We start from the raw sequence: 21,375 nt of genomic DNA, 5'->3' as shown, positions 1-21,375 counted from the left end.
CCTTCGGAAATAAGCTTCTGTCCATCCTCTTTTTATTTTTTCTGTTTTTTCAGCTTATACGCATACTCACTAGCCTTAAAAAGTAAACCATTGACTGGCAAATCAAATTCACCAACGAACTCATTCACGGTTGGATTAAAATTCGCTTTAAATTTAATCAGCCCATCATTTAAACTACCTTCTAATCCGCCCATATTACAAGATGTACAGCCTCGCTCAAAACATTCATTGATTGCGTCAAACCAGGTCACGTAAGCTGGCATATAGCGTTTGTAACGATCATCCATTCCTGCATAAAGAATTTCACTCGTTGAGCCAAACGTAATCGCCAAAGCCCCAGCAACTACAGCCACATCGCCAGAATGCGCGATATTTTCTTCAAGTTCAGTCATTTCACGCGTTAGAGAAAAATCAAGTTCTTCCAAGTTGTGACGTTTTTTCACTTGATTTTCCTTTAAATTTGCTAAATCTTCTTTATTTTTATCAAAGCGTTGTTTTGTTTCTTCAAAACGCTCTTTCAAATTCACTTGTGCCAGCATGATAAAAGAACTTTCAGGATATATCGTTAATAGTTTTTCAAAATAGTCACTATTTCTCAGTGAAATATTTTGACGTTCTGTCGTTGCTTCGATAACTTTGGCAAAATCATTTACCAATTCAGTATGTCCCATTTTTACAGTAACGCCTTTTTTCTGAGCTTGTTTCATCATCTTCTTTGTGCTTTTTGAAAGTTGTTCTTCACTAAAATCTTCTTTATAAATATTGGCTTGGAAACGTGGTTGGATCGTTGCATCCATTGCCATCGTCAAACCTTGATGCTTTGCTCCACTTGCAACAATAGTATCAATGATCGTTTGTGCCATTGGATCGATTATTTGTTCTTCGCCTAGATGAAAATCTTTATAATGAATCGTTGGGTCCATTTTTACGAATAATGCACGTTTTTTCTTTCCAAACTGTTTCAATTCTTTTAAAAAGAATGCAACTAATTCCGAATTCGTATAATCCATGATCGGGCCACGAGGGGTATATAACATTGAAAATTTCATTGGCAATGGTCTGATCAATACCAAGCTAGAGGCAACTAAGGTACCATTTTCATATACTCCGACAATTTCTGATCCCCAATTATCTTTTACTTTTGCCCATGCAGATGATTGTAACAAATTGCATAAGGGATGGGTTTCTACAAATTTATCGTGTTCTTTGGCATCAATGCCAATTTTAAATTCAAACATCAAAAAAACTCCTCTACATTTTAGCTTCTGTATTACCATATCATAATTTATTGTACAGGAACAGTAAAGTTTTTCATGAAATAGGTTAAAAAATAATAAGAGGTATTATCTTCGCTATTTTTTAGCTTAGATAGCACCTCTTATTATTTTCTATTGCTTACAGTCGTTTTTCAAAATGAACGGATTTATTGATCCAGTACATTATAGGTGCTGCCACAGCCATTGTGGCAAATTCGCTAAGCGCCAGTGTTGCATAATTCCCCCAGAAAGCTGCTCCGCCATTAGGTGCTAGCATAAAGGCAATAATACACATCGTCGCAGTGAAAAATAGTGTATTCAGAGCCAAACGTGCGATAACGTTGGGTATCTTTTTGTGCAGTAGTGCTGTCAGTCCTAACGAAATAAAGGACTGTAGACCTCCATATAAAGCATCTATCGCACCAAAGCCGAAAAAGAAATTATAAACAACGACTCCACCTAAAACGCCCCACATTAATTTCCGATTGAAAACAACTAAATGATTCAAACTTTCAGAAATTCTAAATTGAATTGGTCCTGACGAAACGGGTGCTACTAAAATCGTTAAGCCAAGATATAGTGCCATCACAATACCGTTTACGGTAATTGCTTTTACTTTACTGTTTCCTGAAACAGTATTTTGCATAGTTTCCCCTTCTTTCTCCGAGTTTTTTTACAAGGGATGGTTGATGAACCTTGTTGAGGATTTTTGTTCCCTCAAAAAATGATACGTAGGCATTATATCTTATTATCAAACATTTCACAATAAAAAGTCGACACAACACTATTTGTTTGTGCGCTTATTTCCATTTTTCAAGCATCCATTATTCTTAATTTTTCACATGTCTGTTATAATAGGATTTTGTACAAGGAGGAAACAAATGAAGAAACATTTTTATCTCATCATCAACGAAAATGCTGGCGGCGGTACTGGGGGCAAAGCTGCAGAAAAAATCATCAAACAATTACAGACGGCAACCATTGATTATACGACTTTATATACAGATTATGCTGGGCATGAAAGAGAACTTGTCCAAACTTTAGCACAAGATACATTGATACCTTGGAATGCTGAATTGGAAATCGAAACATTTCCACTTTTAGTTGTGCTTGGAGGAGACGGTACTTTGCATAGCGTTCTCAATGCTTTACAGCCTTTCGACGCTAAAATTCCAATTGGCTATATTCCTTGTGGCTCAGGAAATGATTTTGCTCGCGGTGTAGGAATCAATAGACAAGCGGAAAAAGCCTTCTTCCAACTGCTTAAAGCTGAATTCCCTCAGGAAATCCAAGTGATTACTTATGACGAGTCGATTCAAGAAGAAGCAGGTCTTGCTGTGAATAATATCGGCATTGGGTTAGATGCGGCCATCGTCAACGCGGCGAATACATCTGCTTCAAAAAATGCGCTAAACAAGTTCAATATGGGCTCTTTGTCTTATATTTTTTCAATTATAAAGGTGTTATTCACTCAAAAGGGATTTCCAATACTTGTTGAAGTAAATGGTAAAAAACTGGAATTTGACCGAGCTTTTTTATGTACGATAACTAAACACCCTTATTTTGGTGGTGGGGTTCCAATTGCGCCTATAGCTGATCCACGCAAACCCGTTTTAGATTTTGTTTTAGTAGAACGGATAAATATGTTTAAAATTTTTTGGCTAATTAGCTTACTGATTCGAAAAAAACAGATGAACTCAAGCTATTTTCATCATTTTCAATCCAGTAAATTTAGAATTGTTTCCACAATTCCCGAATACATCCATGCAGATGGAGAAATTTTAGGCAAAAGAAGTACCGATATTTCCTTTGGGACCGAAACAAGATTATTTTGGTTTTAAGGTCCTTAAACATGAGGTTGGAACAGAAATGAGGTGACTCCCAAACGTTGTACGTAAAGAATACAATTTTTGGGGATTATTTTTTATGAATTATAATGATAATGGATCCCTTCTTGGTACTCTTTAAATTTTTGTGATACATAACACGTGAGTGGGATATGACTCGAAGCGTCATATCCCACTCACATTTTTTAATTTAGCGATTCAAACGACTGTTTTAAATCCTCTATTAAATCTTCACTCGCTTCAATTCCTGTTGAGATTCTCAATAAATCTGGTGTTAAACCATATGACTCTCTTAATTCTTTCGGAATATCCGCATGTGTTTGAGTAGTTGGATAAGTAATCAAACTTTCAACACCACCAAGACTTTCGGCAAACGTAAATATAGAAAGATTCCGAAGAAATTCTTTGATCATTTGTTGATCATTGATTTTAAAACTCAACATTCCTCCTCGACCTGGGTACATCACTTCTTTGACATACGGACTCGTTTTTAGATAGGCAACGACTGCTTGCGCATTTTTTTCATGTCTTTCCATTCTTAAGGATAAAGTCTTCATTCCTCTTATCAGTAACCAACAATCAAATGGTGATAAAACGGCCCCAGTCGTATTTAGACTATACGCCAACTGCTCACCGATCTCTTTTGAGCGCGTAATAACAGCTCCTGCTAATAAATCATTATGACCACCTAAATACTTAGTAGCACTATGCAAAACGATATCCGCTCCTAAATCCAATGGTCGCTGGATCAGCGGAGTATAGAAGGTATTATCCACAATCAACTGTACATTGTACTGCTTAGTAAATACGGCAATCTTTTCTATTGAAACTTCGCTCATTAAAGGATTGGTTGGCGTTTCAATAAAGACAGCTGCTGTTTTTTCTGTAATTTCTCTTTCAAAACCAGCCTCATCATCCACATAAATAAACTGGTAAATTCCTTGATTTTCTAACTCTTTAAAATAGCGGTAGCTCCCGCCGTATAAATCTCTTGATGCTACGATTTGACTCCCTACTGGAAATTGACTGAATACTAATTGAACTGCACTCATTCCAGAACTTGTTGCTAAGCCTATTGCACCGTTTTCTAAAACTGCAAGTGCTGATTCAACAACTTCTCTTGTCGGATTTTTGGTTCTAGTGTAATCGTAGCCCGTCGACTCACCTAGTGTTGGATGTTCATACGTCGTTGAAAAATAAATTGGCGTATTGATCGATCCAGTTACTGGATTTTGATGATTACCGATTTGTGCCAAAAATGTATCCGTTTGGACCTTTTTCGATTGCGATTTTTTTTCCATTCACTTCCCTCATTTCTACCAAATTAGTGACCTTCATTTCGAATTAACACGTTTATGTGTTGCTTTTCATTATATACATCAGCCTTAGCTTAAAGCAAGAAAAAACTGGAACGACGTCTGATTGTCCATCCCAGTTTCTCTGCTATTTCATAAAATCATATGGCGTTACTTGGTTCATTCCGATCATCGGATCAACACTTTGAGCACTTACTAAACTTGGCGTCAATAATCGATCCATCTCTTCTTCAACTTGTTCAGTGATTTCTTCTACAGGTTCACTAAATAATGAAAGCTCTTCTGTTTTAGGTTTCACACGCTCATTTATAGGTTCTAACGTTTCTTCTATTATCGCAACCTTGTTCTCTTTAGTAGTCTCATAAACAATCGGTTTATTCTCTACAGTCTCTGAAAAAGGTGCTTCTTTGTTTAATCCTTCTTCATACGCTTCTAATTGCATTCTTATCGTTAAAGACATATCATCCGCACTCGTGATCCGCTCTTTCAACATGGTCAAACGACTAGCAGATTCATTTGCGACACACGTATTAAAGGCTGGAACTTCTCCTAATAAAATCAAGATATCCTTACTTCTAGTAACGGCTGTATAGAGTAAATTACGCTGCAACATACGATGATATTGGTGAACCATCGGTAGAATAACCATCTTAAATTCACTACCTTGTGCTTTATGAATTGAACAGCAATAAGAAAGAGTGATTTTATTCCATTCATTCCGTTTATAACTGACTTCATTGTTATCAAATAGAATCACTAGTTCATCTACTTTATCTTCCGATTCTTTCGCTAAAATTATCCCAACGATTTCTCCCATATCACCATTGAATACATTCAATTCTGGTGTATTGACTAAGTGCAATACTTTGTCCCCAATACGATAAACAGATTCATTCCATTTTACCTCTTTTTTTGTTCCATCATTGGGATTAAATATTTCTTGCATCATTTTATTCAACGCATCAATCCCGGCTGCTCCTCGATACATCGGTGCCAATAGTTGAATATCTTGCGACGAGAAACCTTTTGCTTTCGCTTTAGTCACGATTTGACGGACGTAACTTTCAATATGATAAACGTCACTTTGAAAGAAAGATCGATCCTTCTGATTTGCTGTAAAATCTTGTGGTAGTCGGCCCTGTTTAATTTCATGAGCTAACGGAATAATGCTTGAGCCATCACCTTGTCGATAAATTTCTGTTAGTTCTCTTTGAGGTATTTCATTGATTTGTAGTAGATCATGTAGTACTTGACCAGGTCCAACTGAAGGTAACTGATCCTTATCACCAACGAAAATCACTTGCATATTCGTTGGGATCGCCTTGAATAATGTATTGGCTAACCAAGTATCCACCATAGACATCTCATCCACGATCAATAATCCACCTTCAAGTTCTTTTGCCGTCATACTAGGATTTTTTTCTCTACCAGTCAATCCTAATAGGCGATGAATCGTGCTTGCTGGCAGTCCCGTTGTTTCATTCATGCGTTTAGCCGCACGTCCAGTTGGAGCAGCTAATAGGATTGGAAACATGTCTTGTGTATAATCTTTTATATCCAGAGAAAGACCATTTAGTTCAGCAAATAACGAAACAATCCCATTAATAACGGTTGTCTTACCTGTCCCTGGTCCCCCTGTCAAAATAAAAAGCGGCGCCTTGATTGCTTCTTCAATTGCAGCTTGTTGGGAATCACCATAAAGAATCCCCAAACGTTTTTCAATCCCACGAATATTTTTTTCAATCTCTTCTTTGTCATATTTAATTTCTTTTTTACGAGTAAGTAGACGTTGAATTGACGTCCCAATTCCCCACTCTGAAAAATATAAACTGTTTTCAAAAAGCTTAGTACCTTCTTGCTGGATTTTATTTTCTTCCACTAAATGGATAATTTGTTCAGCTACTTGATCTAATGAAATTTCAACTGGACGACTTGCTTCTAGCGTATTGATTGTTTCTCGCAACAACATTTCAGCCTCAACATATGTATTACCCGATCGAACCGAATGTTGGAATATCTCATGGGTGATTGCGGCACGGACACGTTTGTCCGAATCGGCTCCAATCCCTAACTGTTCGGCAATATTATCTGCTCTTTTAAAGCCAATCCCTTCAATATCTTCTACTAATTGGTATGGATTTTCATGAATGATATCAAGTGTTTCTTCTTTATACGTTTGATAAATCGCAAATGAAAGCTGACTACCAAATCCATAGCGATTCAACCCAACAATCACTTGTTCCATCCCGTGATTTAAACGAATAGTCTCAATAATCGTCTGGCGTTTTTTTTCGTTTAATTGAGGAACTTCTTTTAAGACATCAGGTGTTTCAATAATGCGATCGATTGCATCTTCCCCTAAAATTTCAACTATTTTCTCTGCTGTACGCTTACCGATACCTGGAAATTTTTCACTCGAAAGGTAATTTACGACCCCATTTGCTGAAGTGGGACGTTCTTGTTGATAGCTGTCCACTTGGAATTGTTTGCCGTAACGAGGATGATCAACGAAATGTCCGAAAAATCGATAAATTTCTTCTTCTTGAATTTGACCAAAACTTCCTGTTGTAACGATTTCTTTTTCTAAATAATCTGTATTCGTATCCGTTATTTTTACTAATAAAACCTTATAAAAATTACTGGGATTTTGAAAAAAGATTGCCTGAACTTGTCCAACGACATATTCTTTTTCCCCTTCGCCAAATAATGGATCCATCGATTTCACCTCGCTTTATTCAAAGGAATTTTTTATTGCAAAAAAGAATCATCATTCCATAAATTTAATGTGTAGCCTTGTTTATTTCCCTTATTTTTTGTTTCTAAAATCGACAGACTATTATTCGTAAGTCCCCCCATACTACGCAATTCATTCAACTCTTTCCCAGAAAGTGACTGGATTGCAGCTGTCAATGATGCACCATGTCCTACAAAAAGATATGGACCTTCGCCCTCATCAACTGCGTCGTTCACAACGGCAGAGATGCGCGAAATTGCTTGTTCGATTGGTTCTCCTTGAAATACTTCTGGATTGTATTTATCTAACTGGTAACGCATATGATCTAATTCTTCACTATATATTTTTCTCATGTCAGCAATGTACTGACCTTCTAATTTTCCTAATCCCAATTCTTTTAGTTCATCAGTATAAATGATTTCTACCGGGTTCTCTAATTCTTGATTAATACTTTCTGCTGTCTTTCTAGCACGCATGGATGTACTTGAAAAAATTTTTTCAAAAGGGACATCTTTAATGGTTTGGCCTAATAATTTTATTTCATCAAAACTTGAAGGAAGCAATGGAGAATCTCCACTCATACCCTGAAACCTAAGTTCCTGATTCCATTCTGTTTTTCCATGGCGTGTAAAATATAATTTCATGTTTCTACTCCCTTAAATCTTATTTATTGATTCGTTCTTGATTCCTACTTATTTATCTTAACTAGTGTATCATTTTCACTGCGAAAATTCCATTGAACTAAAAGGTTTATATAAGAGAATCAGTTTGATTGTGTATAAAAAAAGAAGTACGTTATAATAAGAATGTGAAACTTGCAAGTAAATCATACAAGGAGGGAATTCCGTTGTTCTTTGAGCACATCCATCACATCGCAATCAATTGTTCTGATTATCTTAAAACAAAAGAATTTTATGTAGAAAAACTTGGTTTTGAAATAATTCGAGAAAATCAACGCAAAGATAAGAACGATATTAAAATCGATTTAAAATTGGGAAATTACGAATTAGAAATATTTGTCTCACCAGATGCTCCAAAACGTCCCTCATATCCAGAAGCTTTAGGCTTGCGTCATTTAGCCTTTAAAGTTGATAACATCGAGGACGTGATTGCTTTTTTAACTTCTAAAGAAATTGAATGTGAACCAATTCGAACAGACAGTTTTACTGGTGAAAAGATGACCTTTTTCTTTGATCCAGACGGTTTACCATTGGAATTACATGAATAAATAACAAAAAACTGTTTCTTTTTTGTTGAAGGAAACAGTTTTTTTCTGTTAAATTTAGTCTAATTTATCGTTCTCATAATGATGTCTCAATTCCAAATCTGGAAAATTTTGCTGGCGCAGTGCTTCATATACAACTAAGGCAACCGTATTGGATAAGTTTAGCGAACGAACATGTTCATCATTCATAGGAATTCGCAAACATTTTTCTTCATTTTCTCGCATGAATTCTTCTGGTAATCCCGTTGTTTCTTTTCCAAACATGAAATAATGATCTTGATTATCTGTATAATCAACCTCACTATATGTTTGATTAGCAAATTTTGTGATTAAATGTAAAGGGCGACCTTCTAAATACGTTAAAAAAGCGTCTAAATCCTTGTGATACATAATATTTACATCATTCCAATAATCCAAACCTGCACGTTTCAAGTGTTTGTCATCTGTTGAGAAACCTAACGGCTCGATGAGATGTAAGGGAGAATTTGTTGCTGCACAAGTCCGGGCAATATTTCCTGTATTTGCTGGGATTTGAGGTTCAAATAATACAATATGATTTGTCATGATTACAGTTTCCTTTCAGTTGAATGACACATTATTTATATTTTTATTACTTAAAATCAACATAAAAAAAAACGTATCGCCTCGGTGTCAATCACTGCGAGTCGCTACGTTAGTGAAGCTCTTTTCACTAACTTTTATCAGAACAGGAACCTGATAAAAACCAACGAAAAAACAACTTGTATGTAATATAACACCATTATCAGAGCTTTGCAATACCTTTTAGCAAATTTACCAAATGTAAGCGTTATCTAACCATTCCTTTTAACACACGAACGTCAATTGTAACTTCAGCTAATGGATTTTTTTGAACTTCTTTTTTTACGTCATCTGCCACGCCCCATTCAAGCGGAGACATTTCCAACAAATCCAGACGATTTTCCTTTGGAATCGCAAAAGTATAGGTAATACGTTCATTCCCCACAATATCCAATTCTTTTGAAAACTTAGCCAAAACTTTTTCATTAGAATAAACTTGTTTAATTTCATCTTCTGGATAAAAAGCGGCTCTTAATTCTTTCAAATATTTTGCTTCAGGAATAACTTTGATCACAGTTCCATCTTTTTTCAAAACACGCTGAAACTCTTGATAATGGGATGGAGAAAAAATGTTCAAAATGGTGTCCATTGATTGGTCTGAAAATGGTAAATTTGTCAGATCTGCCACTGACCAAAAGGCGTTGATAGGTTGATTACTTGCTAAATAAATCCCATCTTTTGAAATATCAAAACCAAATTTCGGTCCACTCAACCCTAGTTTAGCAAGTTCTGATAGAAAACTCCCTTCACCACAACCAACATCAAGCGTATTTTTAGTGATTTCCATCGTGTCAATGATTTTTTCTAGCAACGGCTGATACATCCCACTTTGAATCATCTTTCCTCTATGAAGCAACATTTTTTTATTATATTCAGTTTGAATACTATGAGAAAGAAAATAAATCGTTCCTTTCTTAGATAAATCAAATTGATGATTTTGCGCACAAATTAAGCTATAGCCGTTCAATTGAAAAGTCTGTTTACATACTGGACAAAGAAACTGTTCTTGATGTGTTTCTAAAAAATTTCGAGCAAAATCAATTTTTTTCAACATGAGGTGACTTCCTATTCATTATAAATTATGGTACTTTTTTGAGAAACTATCGCTATTTATCTTACAACGAGAACGAAACTTTAGCAACCGCCATAATTATGGTACAATGCCTGTGAAGAAAAAACAAGGAGTGGAACGAATGATCAAAGAATTTTGCGCTGAAAATTTCACAAATATCCCAACTGCCATCCGAAATGGTGCTGGAAGAATCGAGCTTTGCGATAATCTTGCTGTAGGCGGTACAACACCAAGTACTGGTGTGATCGAAGAAGTTGTAGCATATGCTGGTGAAAAGTCGATTCCTGTAATGACGATCATCAGACCGCGAGGCGGAGATTTTATTTATAATGACATCGAACTTAAAATCATGCATACTGATTTGATCGAAGCAAAAAAAATCGGAACTGACGGAGTCGTTTTAGGTTGTTTAACAGAAGATGGATGGTTGGATGAAGAATCATTAGAATTGTTGATTGAAACAGCAGAAGGACTACAGATCACTTTTCACATGGCTTTTGATGTGTTAAACAAAGAAAATCAATTTAAAGCGATAGACTGGCTGGCTGAACATGATGTTCACCGCATTTTAACACACGGAGGACCTGCTGGAAGTGCCATTGAAGATAATTTTGGTCATCTGAAAGAACTGATTGATTATGCTGATAAACGTATCATTATCTTGCCAGGAGGTGGAATTTCTAGTAAAAATGTTGAAGATGTAGTAACAGCTTTAGGGATCAACGAAGTACACGGAACAAAAATCGTAGAATAACGCTTAAATGAAGAGGATGGAACAGAAGCGTTTAATCCCGAGAAATAAGAAGGGACTGTTTCTACTTCTACCGTTTATTCGCATTTAGGGTGTGAAACAAAAGTGATTGTCACTTTTGTCCCACACCCCTTTTTTACTTTAATTACTCAGATTTATCTTGTAATTTTTTTGCCTCAATGCTCACAACCAAGCTACTCAAAAGACCTAAGCTACCCAAAATAAACAAGCTATTTTTTTCAAAAAATACACCTGCGCTTGCTAATCCTCCGCCAATAATCAGATTAATAACAGCACTTTGATTTAACCTGCGACTGTTTACTTTTGGCAACACAACATTTACCCCTAGTTTCTTATTTAGTTTATTCATTTCTTTATTCAATTCATTTATCATTTTTATGTCCTCCTGTCATTTTGATAAACTATTGTTATTTCATACAGTTTATACCTTTTTTGATGTTTACTTCCTTGTTTACATACTAACGGTATGTATTATTTAAAATAAAAATGCATCTACGCATTTTTATTCTTGAATCGCTCGAAACATGGTAACTATATCCTTGATATAGTCATCATCAATCAATGGAAAATTTACGCCGTCATAGAGCATCTTAAAAAATGAGAGCTTCCTCAAAAGGTCTTCCTCATTCATTTTATAAAATGAGGGAGCCAACCAGATATTAGTTGACAGTACGATCAACTCAGCAATTTCTTGGGGATAATCGGTTATTATCGAGCCATCACTAATCCCTTCTTCTACCAACGATTTGATATACGGGATAATATTTGTAAAAGCTTCTGCATACAACTCTCCAATGATTCTAGGATTCGTAATCAACGATTTTGCAGAAAACGCAAGTTTCTGATGTTCTAACGATCTCAAGCTCATTGAATTGATTTTTTTAATTTTTTCAAAGCCACTTATGTCTTTCATTGACTCGATTTGATCTGTCACACCAATCGCATATCGTTTCTCTAAAATAGTATTAAAGATTTCTTCTTTTGATTTAAAATGATGATAGATAACTCCTTTTGTTAGGCCACCTAGATGATCAATGATATCTTGAATCGTCGTATGATCGTAGCCTTTTTCCAAAAAGAGCTGTTCTGACACATCTAATATCTTTTTAACCGTTTCCTCTGGATACTTATTACGTGCCACTAGTTTCCCTCCATACATACCGTTAGTATGTATCTTATCTGAAAGTGTGACTCTTGTCAAATATCTTTTATATTTTCCCTCAATTCCATAAAAAAAGAGTAAAACAAAGTACTTTACTCGCTTTGCTTTACTCTTCGATAATCTGAATAAATGCTGATAACCTATTCTTACATTTAACCTCACACAAAATACTGCATAAAAAGACTGGCAATATTAAAATAAATCAATACACTGGTTAAATCACTTAACGTCGTGATAAATGGTCCACTAGCAACAGCTGGATCAAAGCCTAATTTATCCATCAACATGGGAATTAAACTCCCAGCTAAATTCGCTACTGTAATAGCACATAGCATGGCCATTCCAATCACAAATCCTAATGGAAAATTATGTTGCCAAATCCCTACGACAATAAAAATTGCTATGCCTGTCACAGCCCCAGTCACAAGCCCAGTTAACACTTCACTAATAATCAAACGGCCAAAATTATTATCTTTTTCATCTGATACAGCTAGCCTTCTAACTGCGACCGCTAAAGACTGTGTACCTGCGTTACCAGCAGTTCCCGTAATCAGTGAGATAAAGACAGCTAAAATACTTGCTTCACTTACTAACTCTTCATAATGGCTGATTAATGTGGCAGTCGACATCCCCAAAAACAATAATGTAATGAGCCAAGGCAAACGTTTTGAGGCTGCCTTGAATGGATTTTCACTGACTTCTTCAACATTGACCCCGGCCAAACCAGAGTAATCACTTGCCGCTTCATCATCAATGACATCAATAATATCATCAACTGTCACAATCCCTAAAAGATGATCATCATAATCTGTGACTGGTAGCGCAAGGAAGTCATAATCTCGAATCGTTTGTGCTACATCTTCTTGGTCATCACCAACATGAACTGAAATTACCCGTTCACTTAGTACATCAGCAATCATCGTATCATCATCATTTACAATCAAATCACGCAAAGAAATAACTCCGACTAAATGATTTTCCTGGTCGACTACATAAACATAATAAATCGTTTCAGCCACATCTGCCTGATTTTTCAATACATACATTGCAGAACGAACAGTTTGATTTGCAACGATAGAAACAAATTCGGTCGTCATGATCGATCCTGCTGTATCATCTTCGTAATGCAATAACTCTTTGATCTCACCAGCATCTTCTGTACTCATCAAGCTTAGATATTTTGCCTTTTGGCTTTTATCCAACATGTTCAATAAATCTACTGCATTATCCGTATACATTTCAGATAACATTTCAGCAGCGTAGCTTGGGCGCATCTCAGCGATATAATCTTTCATATTTTCATTATCTTCTTCAATAACGTCAAACATATCTGCTAATTCTTTTGGTGATAAATAACTATAAACTTGCTTTCTATCTGTTACATCAATCGATTGATAAAATTGTCCCTGCTCATATATGTGGAGTGCTAAAAACAATTCCCGAAATTCAGTCATTTGTTGGTCTTTCAATTTTTCTAACAGCAAAGAAAAATGATCTTCCATTTCTTGTCCTTCATTCACCCAAACCACTCCTTTCACTCTAAAGTCGATCTACAATCTTTTTCATATCTTCTGCTAAAGGAGAAGTCAATTTCAAGTGTTGTTGCGTAAACGGATGGATAAAACTTAATTGACAACAGTGTAGCGCTTGACGATCGATCCCACTATCCATTTTACCACCATACATGTCATCTCCCAACAAAGGACATCCAATTGCTTCAAAATGGACTCTAATTTGATGGGTTCTTCCTGTATGCAACTGAATATTTACTAATGCTTCATCCTTTTTTCGTTTCATCAACCAATATTCTGTTTCCGCCTGTTGTCCACCCTCAACTGTTTTTCTTTTTAAGATAGACGTTAAATCCCGACCAATTGGCAGTGTTATTGTTTCATGCTCTTTTAAGCAGGACACATTGCCACCAACTAATGCTTGATAAATTTTGACTACCGCTTTTTTGCGTAGTTCTTGATCAAGCATCGCATGAGCAAAACCATGTTTTGCAAACAACATCAAGCCTGTCGTATCACGATCTAAACGGGTTACCACATGGATGACCTGATCCTGATAGTTTTGGGCTTTAAAATACGCTTTGACCCGATTGGCCATAGTCCCATTAGGATGATATTGAGCTGGAATCGATGCAATCCCTGCTGGTTTATTAACCACTAAATAATGTTCATCTTCAAAAACAATATCGATAGGTGCATCATCTATCAGTAACGTTTCATGTTCTTTTTCATCGGGAATCGTGATCTTGACCTGATCGCCCAAAGATAACTGATATAACACATTTTCAACGGACTGATTAACCTCGATTTTCCCACCTTGAAATTTGATTTTAGCTAATAGTCCTTTGGAAATTCCCCGCTCTTTTAAAAATGCTTTTACTTGTTGTGCTTCTTTCTTTTCAACTGTCCAACTAAATTCCATTAATGTATTAATCCTCACTAATAAAGGCATCTTTTACTCGATGCCAAAAATGCATATGTCGATATGATGCAAAATGAATCCGCTCATCCGCAATACGATAGTAAATCGATTTGATATCATCCTGATAAATATCTAATTGATCAACCGTAATCAAATAATCGTTACTTTCCTGTAGCTTGATTTCCAACCATTCAGTATGAGCAATCACGATCGGTGAGCCCAATGTTCGGAAAACACGATTATTCAATGAAGCAATTTCTGCTAACTGAAAAGCGTTGATACTAGGATGTAACACTGCCCCACCAATACTCTTGTTATAAGCAGTTGATCCTGTAGGTGTGGAAACAGACAAGCCATCTCCTCGAAACTTTTCAAACAGTTCATCTTTGATTAGTACATCTGCAACCATCGTTCGATTGGCTCGTTTAATCGTTGATTCATTCAGTGCTAAAAAATGCTTCTCTGGTTTATTTCCATGAAAACTGATTTTCACATCAAGCAAAGGATAACTAATGCTTTTTTCTTGATGAACTAATAGGCTTTGAACTAATTCTTCTAGCTCATAGTCTCGCCAATCTGTATAAAAACCTAAATGACCTGTATGCACTCCTAAAAAACTGACATCATCCAGTCGATGGCTAAAGCGATGAAACGCAGACAATAGCGTGCCATCTCCACCAACAGAAATCACAAGGTCCGGTCGATGGTCGTCGATTTCAATATTATTTTTTTTCAAAAGTAGGAGTAAATGACGGGTAACTTCACTTGATTTGTGTTCATGATTATGCACAATTGCTACTTTCATATTCCTCCTCCTATTCTTTATCTAGTTCAACTTGTTTATCGGAAAACCTTTGATAGTAATCATCTTTTGATTTTCCTCGACCATGAGAGAACAAATGTTGAGCTTCTTGGATTTCTTCGCGAATCGTGGACATTTCTTCATCCAATTGATACGCGGCTTCAGCGGCCCGTTGCAATCGTTCTTTCATTTCTTCTGGAAATGCCCCTTGATATTTATAGTTTAATGAATGTTCGATCGTAGCCCAAAAATTCATTGCTAAGGTGCGAATTTGAATTTCAGCTAGAATCTTTTTCTCCCCCGTAATCAATTGAACTGGATACTCAATCACTAAATGATAAGAACGATAACCGCTCTCTTTTTTATTCGTGATATAGTCGCGTTCTTGAATAATCTGTAAATCCTTTCGATTACGGATAATGTCCACGACTTGACGGATGTCTTCAACAAATTGGCACATGATTCTAAGACCTGCAATATCCTGCATTTCTTCTTCTAAACGATCGACAGAAATATTACGTAACGTAGCTTTCGTCAAAATACTATCAACAGGCTTCACTCGCCCTGTAACAAACTCAATAGGTGTATGTTTATTTTGCTCTCGAAACTGCTTGCGGATGCCGCGCAGCTTAACTTTCATTTCTCCAACAGCCTGTTCATACGGTGCCAGAAAAAGCTCCCACTCTTTCTCCATCCTAATCCCTCAATTTCTTTGAATTTGATTCACAGCTTATTTTACCACAGAGAAGAGAAAAATAGGGCAATTTGATAAATTGTATAAATTTTTTCAACAATAGGAAACTTTTTAACTTCTAGTTCACTTTTCTTGACGTAAATAGGGAAAGTATGCAAAAATTGAATTAAATTAAAGAAGGTGGGTCAAAAACACGTGAGCGAAAATTTAGAAATAGAATTTAAAACATTATTATCTAGAGAAGAATTCTCACGTACCGTTGACTACTTTCAGTTAAAAGAAGAACAATTTTTCACACAAATCAATTATTATTTTGACTCAGTTGATTTTCAATTAAAGAAAAGACATATGGGTCTGAGAGTTCGTGTACTATCAAATAATGCAGAAATCACTTTGAAAGTTCCTGAAAAAGTTGGCTTGTTGGAAATCAATGATATGCTCTCTATTCAAGATGCAAATATGATCATTGAATCGGCTTCACTCCCAGATTTTGGGAATGTTTACAATAAGTTAAAGGATTTAGGAATCGACAAAAATGATTTACGTTTAATCGGCAGCTTAACAACTAAACGAGCAGAAATAAAACTTCCCCAAGGTTTACTCGCACTAGATGAAAGTTGGTACAACGAGCAACATGATTTTGAGTTGGAATTAGAAGTAGATGACGCAACTGATGGTAAGAAAGATTTTCTTGCCTTATTGGATACTTTGAAAATCAAAGAATCCCCGTCACCAAACAAAATTCAGCGCATGATGTTGAGCTCAAAAGACAAAGATTAAGAAGTTATAATAGTGAAAACATATCATTTCATTTTTCTTCGTTTTTCTGATAAATTAGGAACACTTAGTTGAGAAATGATGTCTAGTCGCAAAAGAGTCAAATTGGAGGAAGTATGAATGATTGAAATCTATCTGTTCGTTAATCCTTTGGGGGGCATTTGTCTCAACGTAGAAAAGGATATTTTAAAATTGGTTGAAACTGAGAATAAAAAAATTCAATTTCGTTTCATTCCACTCGTTAATATGCAGACCATAAACCATCTTATAAAGTTGTTTGAAATTCCAACACATGATATCGAACAACGTAATCAATTGTTTGAAGATATTTATTCAGCTGCATTAGATTATAAAGCCGCACAATTACAAGGTAAGAAAAAAGGACGTCATTTACTTCTTGGTTTGCAACAAGCTGTAGCAGTAGATAACATTCCTTACTCTTCAGAGCTAGCTGAAAAGCTAGTAGTAGAAGCTGGAGGCGATTTAGACATGTTCAAAGCGGATCGCCAATCTGAATTTGTAAAAGAATCTTTTCAAACAGATCAACAAATTGCTCGTGAAATGGGTATTGTAAAGCACCCGTCTGCAGTAGTTTACAATTATACGTGTGATCGTGACTTTGGCGTACTTGTGGAAGATTGTGATTCAATGGATGAAATCAAACGACTTTGCGAAACGTCAGAAGATACTCTACAGTATTTTCATGAAAAGTTCGAATTAAATCATTATGAAGATTCCCGAGTGCCTCATGGTCATTTGCATTTACTTTAATTAAAAAAAGAACGCTCAGAATTCCTCTTCGTTGAGAAATCTGAGCGTTCTTTTTTATTGGTCTATAGATTCTATAAGTTGTTCCAGTTCATTTAGTCTTGCTTCAAAAACAGTCATTGCATCTTCGATATATTCTGGTTTTGTCATATCTACTCCAGCTTTTTTCATCACTTCTATTGGATAATCACTGCTACCCGATTTCAGATACGTTAAATAGTTTTCTAAAGCCTGTGGTTCATTAGCTAAAATTTTATTTGCTAGTGCTGATGCTGCCGAAAAACCAGTAGCATACTGATATACATAATAATTATAATAAAAATGTGGAATTCGAGACCATTCTAAAGAAATTTCTGGATCTTTATTCACGTCAGGACCATAATACTTGTGATTCAAGTTTTCATAGTATTCACCCAAATACTCACTAGTTAGAGGTGTTCCTTTAGCATCTTCCGTATGGATGAAATGTTCAAATTCTGCAAATTGTGTTTGGCGGAAAATGGTTCCTTTGAAACCATCCAAATAATGATTCAAAACATACGCCCGAATCCGAGGATCTGTTTCTGTTTCTAATAAAAATTCAGTTAAAAGGTTTTCATTTGTCGTAGAAGCTATTTCTGCTAGAAAAATTGAATAATCTCCATAAACATAAGGTTGATTACTTCGAGTAAAATAACTATGAACACTATGACCCATTTCATGAACTAGCGTATACAATTGATCCAAACTATCATGCCAATTCATTAGGATATACGGTACTGTATCGTAAGCACCTGATGAATAGGCTCCACTACGTTTTCCTTTATTTTCAACAACATCAATCCATCGATCATTGAAAGCAGATTCTACAACTTTTAAATATTCATTTCCCATTGGTTTCAATGCTGCCAATGCTTTTTCTTTTGCTTCATCGTACGAATACTTGATCGAAGCTTCTCCTAAAATAGGCGTATACATATCATACATATGAAGCTCTTCTACTTTCAACAATTGTTTACGCAAGGACACATAGCGATGAAGCAACCGTAAATTCTTGTTCACTACATCTAACAATGTATCGTACACTTGTTCTGGGATATGATTATTACTCAAGGCAGCTTCCCTTGCAGAAGAATAGTTACGAATTTTTGCTTTGTAATTGTGTGCTTTAACATGTGAACTTAATGTTTGTGCAAACGTATTTTTAAATTGTTCATAAACACTATAAAGTGCTTTAAAAGCTTCTTCACGCACACTTCTATGCGTATTTTCCATCAATTGTCCATAGACACCATGGGTTAATTGGATTTTTTCGCCATTCTCATTTTCGATAATAGGAAACTTTAAATCAGCATTATTCAAAATTGAAAATGTATTACTTGATGCTTCAAAAATTTCACCAGCACCTGCTAAGAGTGCTTCCTGATCCGCAGATAGTATATGCGGACGATCACTTAAGATATTTTCAACAAAATGACGATAGATTTCCAATTTAGGATTCTCATCAAAATAACGCCAAATTTTTTCATCATTCAACGATAAAACTTCTGGTTCGAACCACGCAACAGCTTCGCTTGCCTGAGCTAATAGAGAACTTGCTCTAGCATAGATTGCTTGATACGTTGTATTGGTTGTATCTTGGTCATTTTTTAAATGAGCGTATACATAAATAACTTCTACTTTACGATAAATAGCTAATAGCATTTCAATGCTTCCTAGAAATGCATCGCTACCTTTATCTAAAGTGCCCTTAAATTGTTCAACTTCTTTCAACTCGTTAGCCAATCCTTGAAACGCCTCATCAAAAGCTTGATCATCTTTAAATATTTTCGTTAAGTCCCATGTTTTCTCGATTGGCAAACTTGAACGTTCTGGCAATTGCTTTGCTTCACTCATTCCATCTACCCCTTTTCGTATTATTCTTACAACAAACTTATCTTATCATATTTTTAAAAGGAGTAGCAGTGATTAAACACTTATTTTCAATTCTTTTCAACCATTCTATGATAGCTGGAACACTTTGGTCTGGATTACCCAGGTCGAATTTCCAACCTGTTTGAACTTTCACTAAATGGTTGCATTTGATCAGATCATCCAGTAATCGGTTTAGACAATAGATTTTAATTACCTGAAACGGAATATTTGGCAATTCATAAAACAATCCTCTTGATTCTTCTATCTCGTTTTCAAAAGCTTGAATGATCTCCAAATGGCTAATAACATTCTGATCAAAAAACTGTACCAATTTCCAAATTTGAACTTTCAGCAATAAATCTGACCCTCTGCAGCAGAAAATATGAAGACCTGGAAAATAAAACCAATTTGGTAATTGAATCAAATGAAAACGTTTGTTATATAATGTTGATTGAACTAAACGAATCTTCTTATCTCTTCTATATAATTTTCTATTTAAGTCTGTATAATAATCTTGTATTAAATTGCCCATTTTATATTTACGTCGAACATGGATATTCCCTTGGCTCGGAAAATGTAAGATTTTCATTAGTGGTTCGCTATAAAAAGTCCATGCTTTCTTTGATGCATACGGTCTTTTTTTCCAATCTTCTTCAATATGAAAATACAACGCTAATTCTGCTTGTTCCCAGTCTGCTGTCCACAAATAAAAACCTAAGTTTTCTGAATAATAACATAAATTTTTAGCTAATTCATTTAAAATCTGATGGCTGGCAACTAGCTTCTTCCCGCAGATCCAGAGTGGCGTATAACCATTTTTTTGATAAGTATTGGTTCGCTCTACTAATCGTGTAATACTTAGAGCACTACATTGAATTTCCACAGCTATATTTCCGATCAGAAGATCCGGTCGTTGATTTAAAGCTGGTAAATATTTTTCTAGTTCATAAGAGATGCCTTCCTCTTCACACCAATTAGCAAACATTTTTTTTAAGCTTAAATGCTCAACTGTTTCGCCTTCAGAATAAAGACTGCAGGTACTTTTTTTATAATGAGAAAAATGCGGTACTTTTACTTTGCCGTTCTTTATTTGAACTGGATGACCACAAGCTGGACAAAAATAACTTTCAGATTTTAATTGTTCGATTTCCTCTCTAGATAAATTCAAGAGTGTTATGATTTTTTTATTTTTTGAATATGCATTCAACATAGGTCTCACCTCTTATATTAAGGTACGCGAGAAAAAAGAGTTATCATCAAAAAGACTGAGACAAAACGGTACTCGTTTTGTCTCAGTCTTTTTAGTTTATTCAAAATAGTATCTTGTTAGTTCTAACGCATTACGTTCCATAATACAAGTGCCATATTCATTCAAGGCCTCAGGTGTAACAGCAGATAGATTTGCATATTCTAATAATTGTGCCACTTCATTTTCTACATCATTTTTTCCCAATTCATCTAATAAGAAAATAGTTTGGAGATAATATGTCCCTTTAAATGTATATAAATTCGCTATCACAGACTGCAAGAAAACTTCATTTGCTAATTGGATCATTGTATCAAAATCATTAAGCTCAAACACTAAATTTTTTACTGTATTATCAGCAAATTCTTGCGTTTCATCAGCAAAATCCTCTTCTATTTGTTTACGAATTATATTACTAACTTCTTCTGAATTTAAATCGCTAAAGCCTTCAAAATTAGAAACTTCATCGATTGATGCATTCTTACTAATAAATAGTTCTAACCCATCACTTTTTGGCAGAACCTGAAAGGTAACAGCTTCACTGCCTTGAAATTCGTCTTCCACATCAACCTCTTCTAAAATACTGTAGAAAAAATTCTCTACTTCTTTGTGGTTGCCTAATAGGTCTAAAAAAGTTATTCCTCTATCGGCTAGATCTTCATTGCCAATCAACACACGTATGGTATTTTCATTGATATGTTCCATTTCCATGTCGCTACACCTCACTTTTGCTAATCAGGAAACTTATTCTTACGTACATTGTAGCGGAATCACGCCA

General features: G+C 35.4%; 21 protein-coding genes. 5 read left to right on the top strand and 16 right to left on the bottom strand.

Features of this window, described 5'->3' with window-relative positions:
* Window positions 1-32: 32 nt before the first annotated feature.
* Both I580_RS01465 and I580_RS01460 read right to left on the bottom strand, forming a co-directional pair.
* Complete coding sequence (locus tag I580_RS01465) at window positions 33-1,238, bottom strand: aminoacyltransferase (protein WP_010773091.1); 1,206 nt, start codon at window positions 1,236-1,238, stop codon at window positions 33-35.
* Window positions 1,239-1,395: 157 nt separating this feature from the next.
* On the bottom strand, window positions 1,396-1,902 hold the full coding sequence (locus I580_RS01460) for a QueT transporter family protein (RefSeq protein ID WP_010773092.1): 507 nt from the start codon (window positions 1,900-1,902) through the stop codon (window positions 1,396-1,398).
* Window positions 1,903-2,137: 235 nt separating this feature from the next.
* Here I580_RS01460 and I580_RS01455 point away from each other — a divergent pair, with 235 nt between their 5' ends.
* The gene (locus I580_RS01455; protein ID WP_010773093.1) at window positions 2,138-3,097 is read left to right on the top strand and encodes a diacylglycerol/lipid kinase family protein; all 960 of its coding nucleotides are present in this window, start codon (window positions 2,138-2,140) and stop codon (window positions 3,095-3,097) included.
* A gap of 191 nt (window positions 3,098-3,288) precedes the next feature.
* Here I580_RS01455 and I580_RS01450 read toward each other — a convergent pair whose 3' ends face one another.
* From I580_RS01450 to I580_RS01440, 3 genes are all read right to left on the bottom strand, one after another.
* On the bottom strand, window positions 3,289-4,404 hold the full coding sequence (locus I580_RS01450) for a PLP-dependent transferase (RefSeq protein ID WP_010773094.1): 1,116 nt from the start codon (window positions 4,402-4,404) through the stop codon (window positions 3,289-3,291).
* A 142-nt stretch (window positions 4,405-4,546) separates the two neighbouring features.
* Window positions 4,547-7,135 (bottom strand): SF1B family DNA helicase RecD2, encoded by a 2,589-nt coding sequence (recD2, locus tag I580_RS01445; protein WP_010773095.1) that lies wholly within the window; start codon window positions 7,133-7,135, stop codon window positions 4,547-4,549.
* A gap of 32 nt (window positions 7,136-7,167) precedes the next feature.
* Entirely contained in the window at window positions 7,168-7,797 is a 630-nt protein-coding gene (locus tag I580_RS01440) for a histidine phosphatase family protein (protein ID WP_010773096.1), read from the bottom strand.
* 203 nt (window positions 7,798-8,000) lie between these two features.
* Between I580_RS01440 and gloA2 the strand changes: the two genes are divergently transcribed.
* Window positions 8,001-8,381, top strand: a complete 381-nt coding sequence (gloA2, locus tag I580_RS01435) for an SMU1112c/YaeR family gloxylase I-like metalloprotein (RefSeq protein WP_010773097.1) — start codon at window positions 8,001-8,003, stop codon at window positions 8,379-8,381.
* A 54-nt stretch (window positions 8,382-8,435) separates the two neighbouring features.
* On the opposite strand, the gene trmL is transcribed toward gloA2, so the two are convergent.
* Window positions 8,436-8,942, bottom strand: coding sequence for a tRNA (uridine(34)/cytosine(34)/5-carboxymethylaminomethyluridine(34)-2'-O)-methyltransferase TrmL (trmL, locus tag I580_RS01430; RefSeq protein WP_010773098.1), 507 nt, complete (start codon window positions 8,940-8,942; stop codon window positions 8,436-8,438).
* Window positions 8,943-9,186: 244 nt separating this feature from the next.
* Window positions 9,187-10,032 (bottom strand): methyltransferase domain-containing protein, encoded by an 846-nt coding sequence (locus tag I580_RS01425; RefSeq protein WP_010773099.1) that lies wholly within the window; start codon window positions 10,030-10,032, stop codon window positions 9,187-9,189.
* Between the two features lie 139 nt (window positions 10,033-10,171).
* On the opposite strand from I580_RS01425, the gene I580_RS01420 reads away from it, so the two are divergent.
* Window positions 10,172-10,804: a copper homeostasis protein CutC gene (locus I580_RS01420; RefSeq protein ID WP_010773100.1), complete on the top strand. Its 633-nt coding sequence runs from the start codon at window positions 10,172-10,174 to the stop codon at window positions 10,802-10,804.
* Between the two features lie 142 nt (window positions 10,805-10,946).
* Here the strand turns inward: I580_RS01420 and I580_RS16875 are convergent, their stop codons facing one another.
* The 6 genes from I580_RS16875 to yjbM form a co-directional block, all read right to left on the bottom strand.
* Window positions 10,947-11,195, bottom strand: a complete 249-nt coding sequence (locus I580_RS16875; RefSeq protein WP_010773101.1) for a hypothetical protein — start codon at window positions 11,193-11,195, stop codon at window positions 10,947-10,949.
* Between the two features lie 129 nt (window positions 11,196-11,324).
* Complete coding sequence (locus tag I580_RS01410; RefSeq protein WP_034860388.1) at window positions 11,325-11,963, bottom strand: TetR/AcrR family transcriptional regulator; 639 nt, start codon at window positions 11,961-11,963, stop codon at window positions 11,325-11,327.
* 179 nt (window positions 11,964-12,142) lie between these two features.
* The gene (mgtE, locus tag I580_RS01405) at window positions 12,143-13,504 is read right to left on the bottom strand and encodes a magnesium transporter (RefSeq protein ID WP_010773103.1); all 1,362 of its coding nucleotides are present in this window, start codon (window positions 13,502-13,504) and stop codon (window positions 12,143-12,145) included.
* A gap of 19 nt (window positions 13,505-13,523) precedes the next feature.
* Window positions 13,524-14,417 (bottom strand): RluA family pseudouridine synthase, encoded by an 894-nt coding sequence (locus I580_RS01400; protein WP_010773104.1) that lies wholly within the window; start codon window positions 14,415-14,417, stop codon window positions 13,524-13,526.
* A 7-nt stretch (window positions 14,418-14,424) separates the two neighbouring features.
* Complete coding sequence (locus tag I580_RS01395) at window positions 14,425-15,222, bottom strand: NAD kinase (protein WP_010773105.1); 798 nt, start codon at window positions 15,220-15,222, stop codon at window positions 14,425-14,427.
* A 10-nt stretch (window positions 15,223-15,232) separates the two neighbouring features.
* A complete protein-coding gene (gene yjbM, locus I580_RS01390) occupies window positions 15,233-15,913 on the bottom strand; it encodes a GTP diphosphokinase (protein ID WP_010773106.1) in 681 nt (226 codons plus the stop codon).
* 195 nt (window positions 15,914-16,108) lie between these two features.
* Here yjbM and I580_RS01385 point away from each other — a divergent pair, with 195 nt between their 5' ends.
* Window positions 16,109-16,693, top strand: coding sequence for a CYTH domain-containing protein (locus I580_RS01385; RefSeq protein ID WP_010773107.1), 585 nt, complete (start codon window positions 16,109-16,111; stop codon window positions 16,691-16,693).
* A gap of 117 nt (window positions 16,694-16,810) precedes the next feature.
* Window positions 16,811-17,461: a ClpXP adapter SpxH family protein gene (locus I580_RS01380; protein WP_010773108.1), complete on the top strand. Its 651-nt coding sequence runs from the start codon at window positions 16,811-16,813 to the stop codon at window positions 17,459-17,461.
* A gap of 54 nt (window positions 17,462-17,515) precedes the next feature.
* Here I580_RS01380 and pepF read toward each other — a convergent pair whose 3' ends face one another.
* From pepF to I580_RS01365, 3 genes are all read right to left on the bottom strand, one after another.
* A complete protein-coding gene (gene pepF, locus I580_RS01375; RefSeq protein ID WP_010773109.1) occupies window positions 17,516-19,333 on the bottom strand; it encodes an oligoendopeptidase F in 1,818 nt (605 codons plus the stop codon).
* Window positions 19,334-19,370: 37 nt separating this feature from the next.
* Window positions 19,371-20,561: a competence protein CoiA gene (locus tag I580_RS01370; protein WP_010773110.1), complete on the bottom strand. Its 1,191-nt coding sequence runs from the start codon at window positions 20,559-20,561 to the stop codon at window positions 19,371-19,373.
* A gap of 96 nt (window positions 20,562-20,657) precedes the next feature.
* Window positions 20,658-21,308 carry an adaptor protein MecA gene (locus tag I580_RS01365; protein ID WP_010773111.1) on the bottom strand — a complete coding sequence of 217 codons (651 nt, stop codon included), beginning with the start codon at window positions 21,306-21,308 and terminating at the stop codon, window positions 20,658-20,660.
* Window positions 21,309-21,375 lie beyond the last annotated feature (67 nt).

This window comes from Enterococcus caccae ATCC BAA-1240 (genome assembly GCF_000407145.1).
Taxonomy (GTDB): domain Bacteria; phylum Bacillota; class Bacilli; order Lactobacillales; family Enterococcaceae; genus Enterococcus_L; species Enterococcus_L caccae.
The sequence above is the reverse complement of the archived record's forward strand: the minus strand, read 5'-3'. Positions and strand labels throughout refer to the sequence as shown.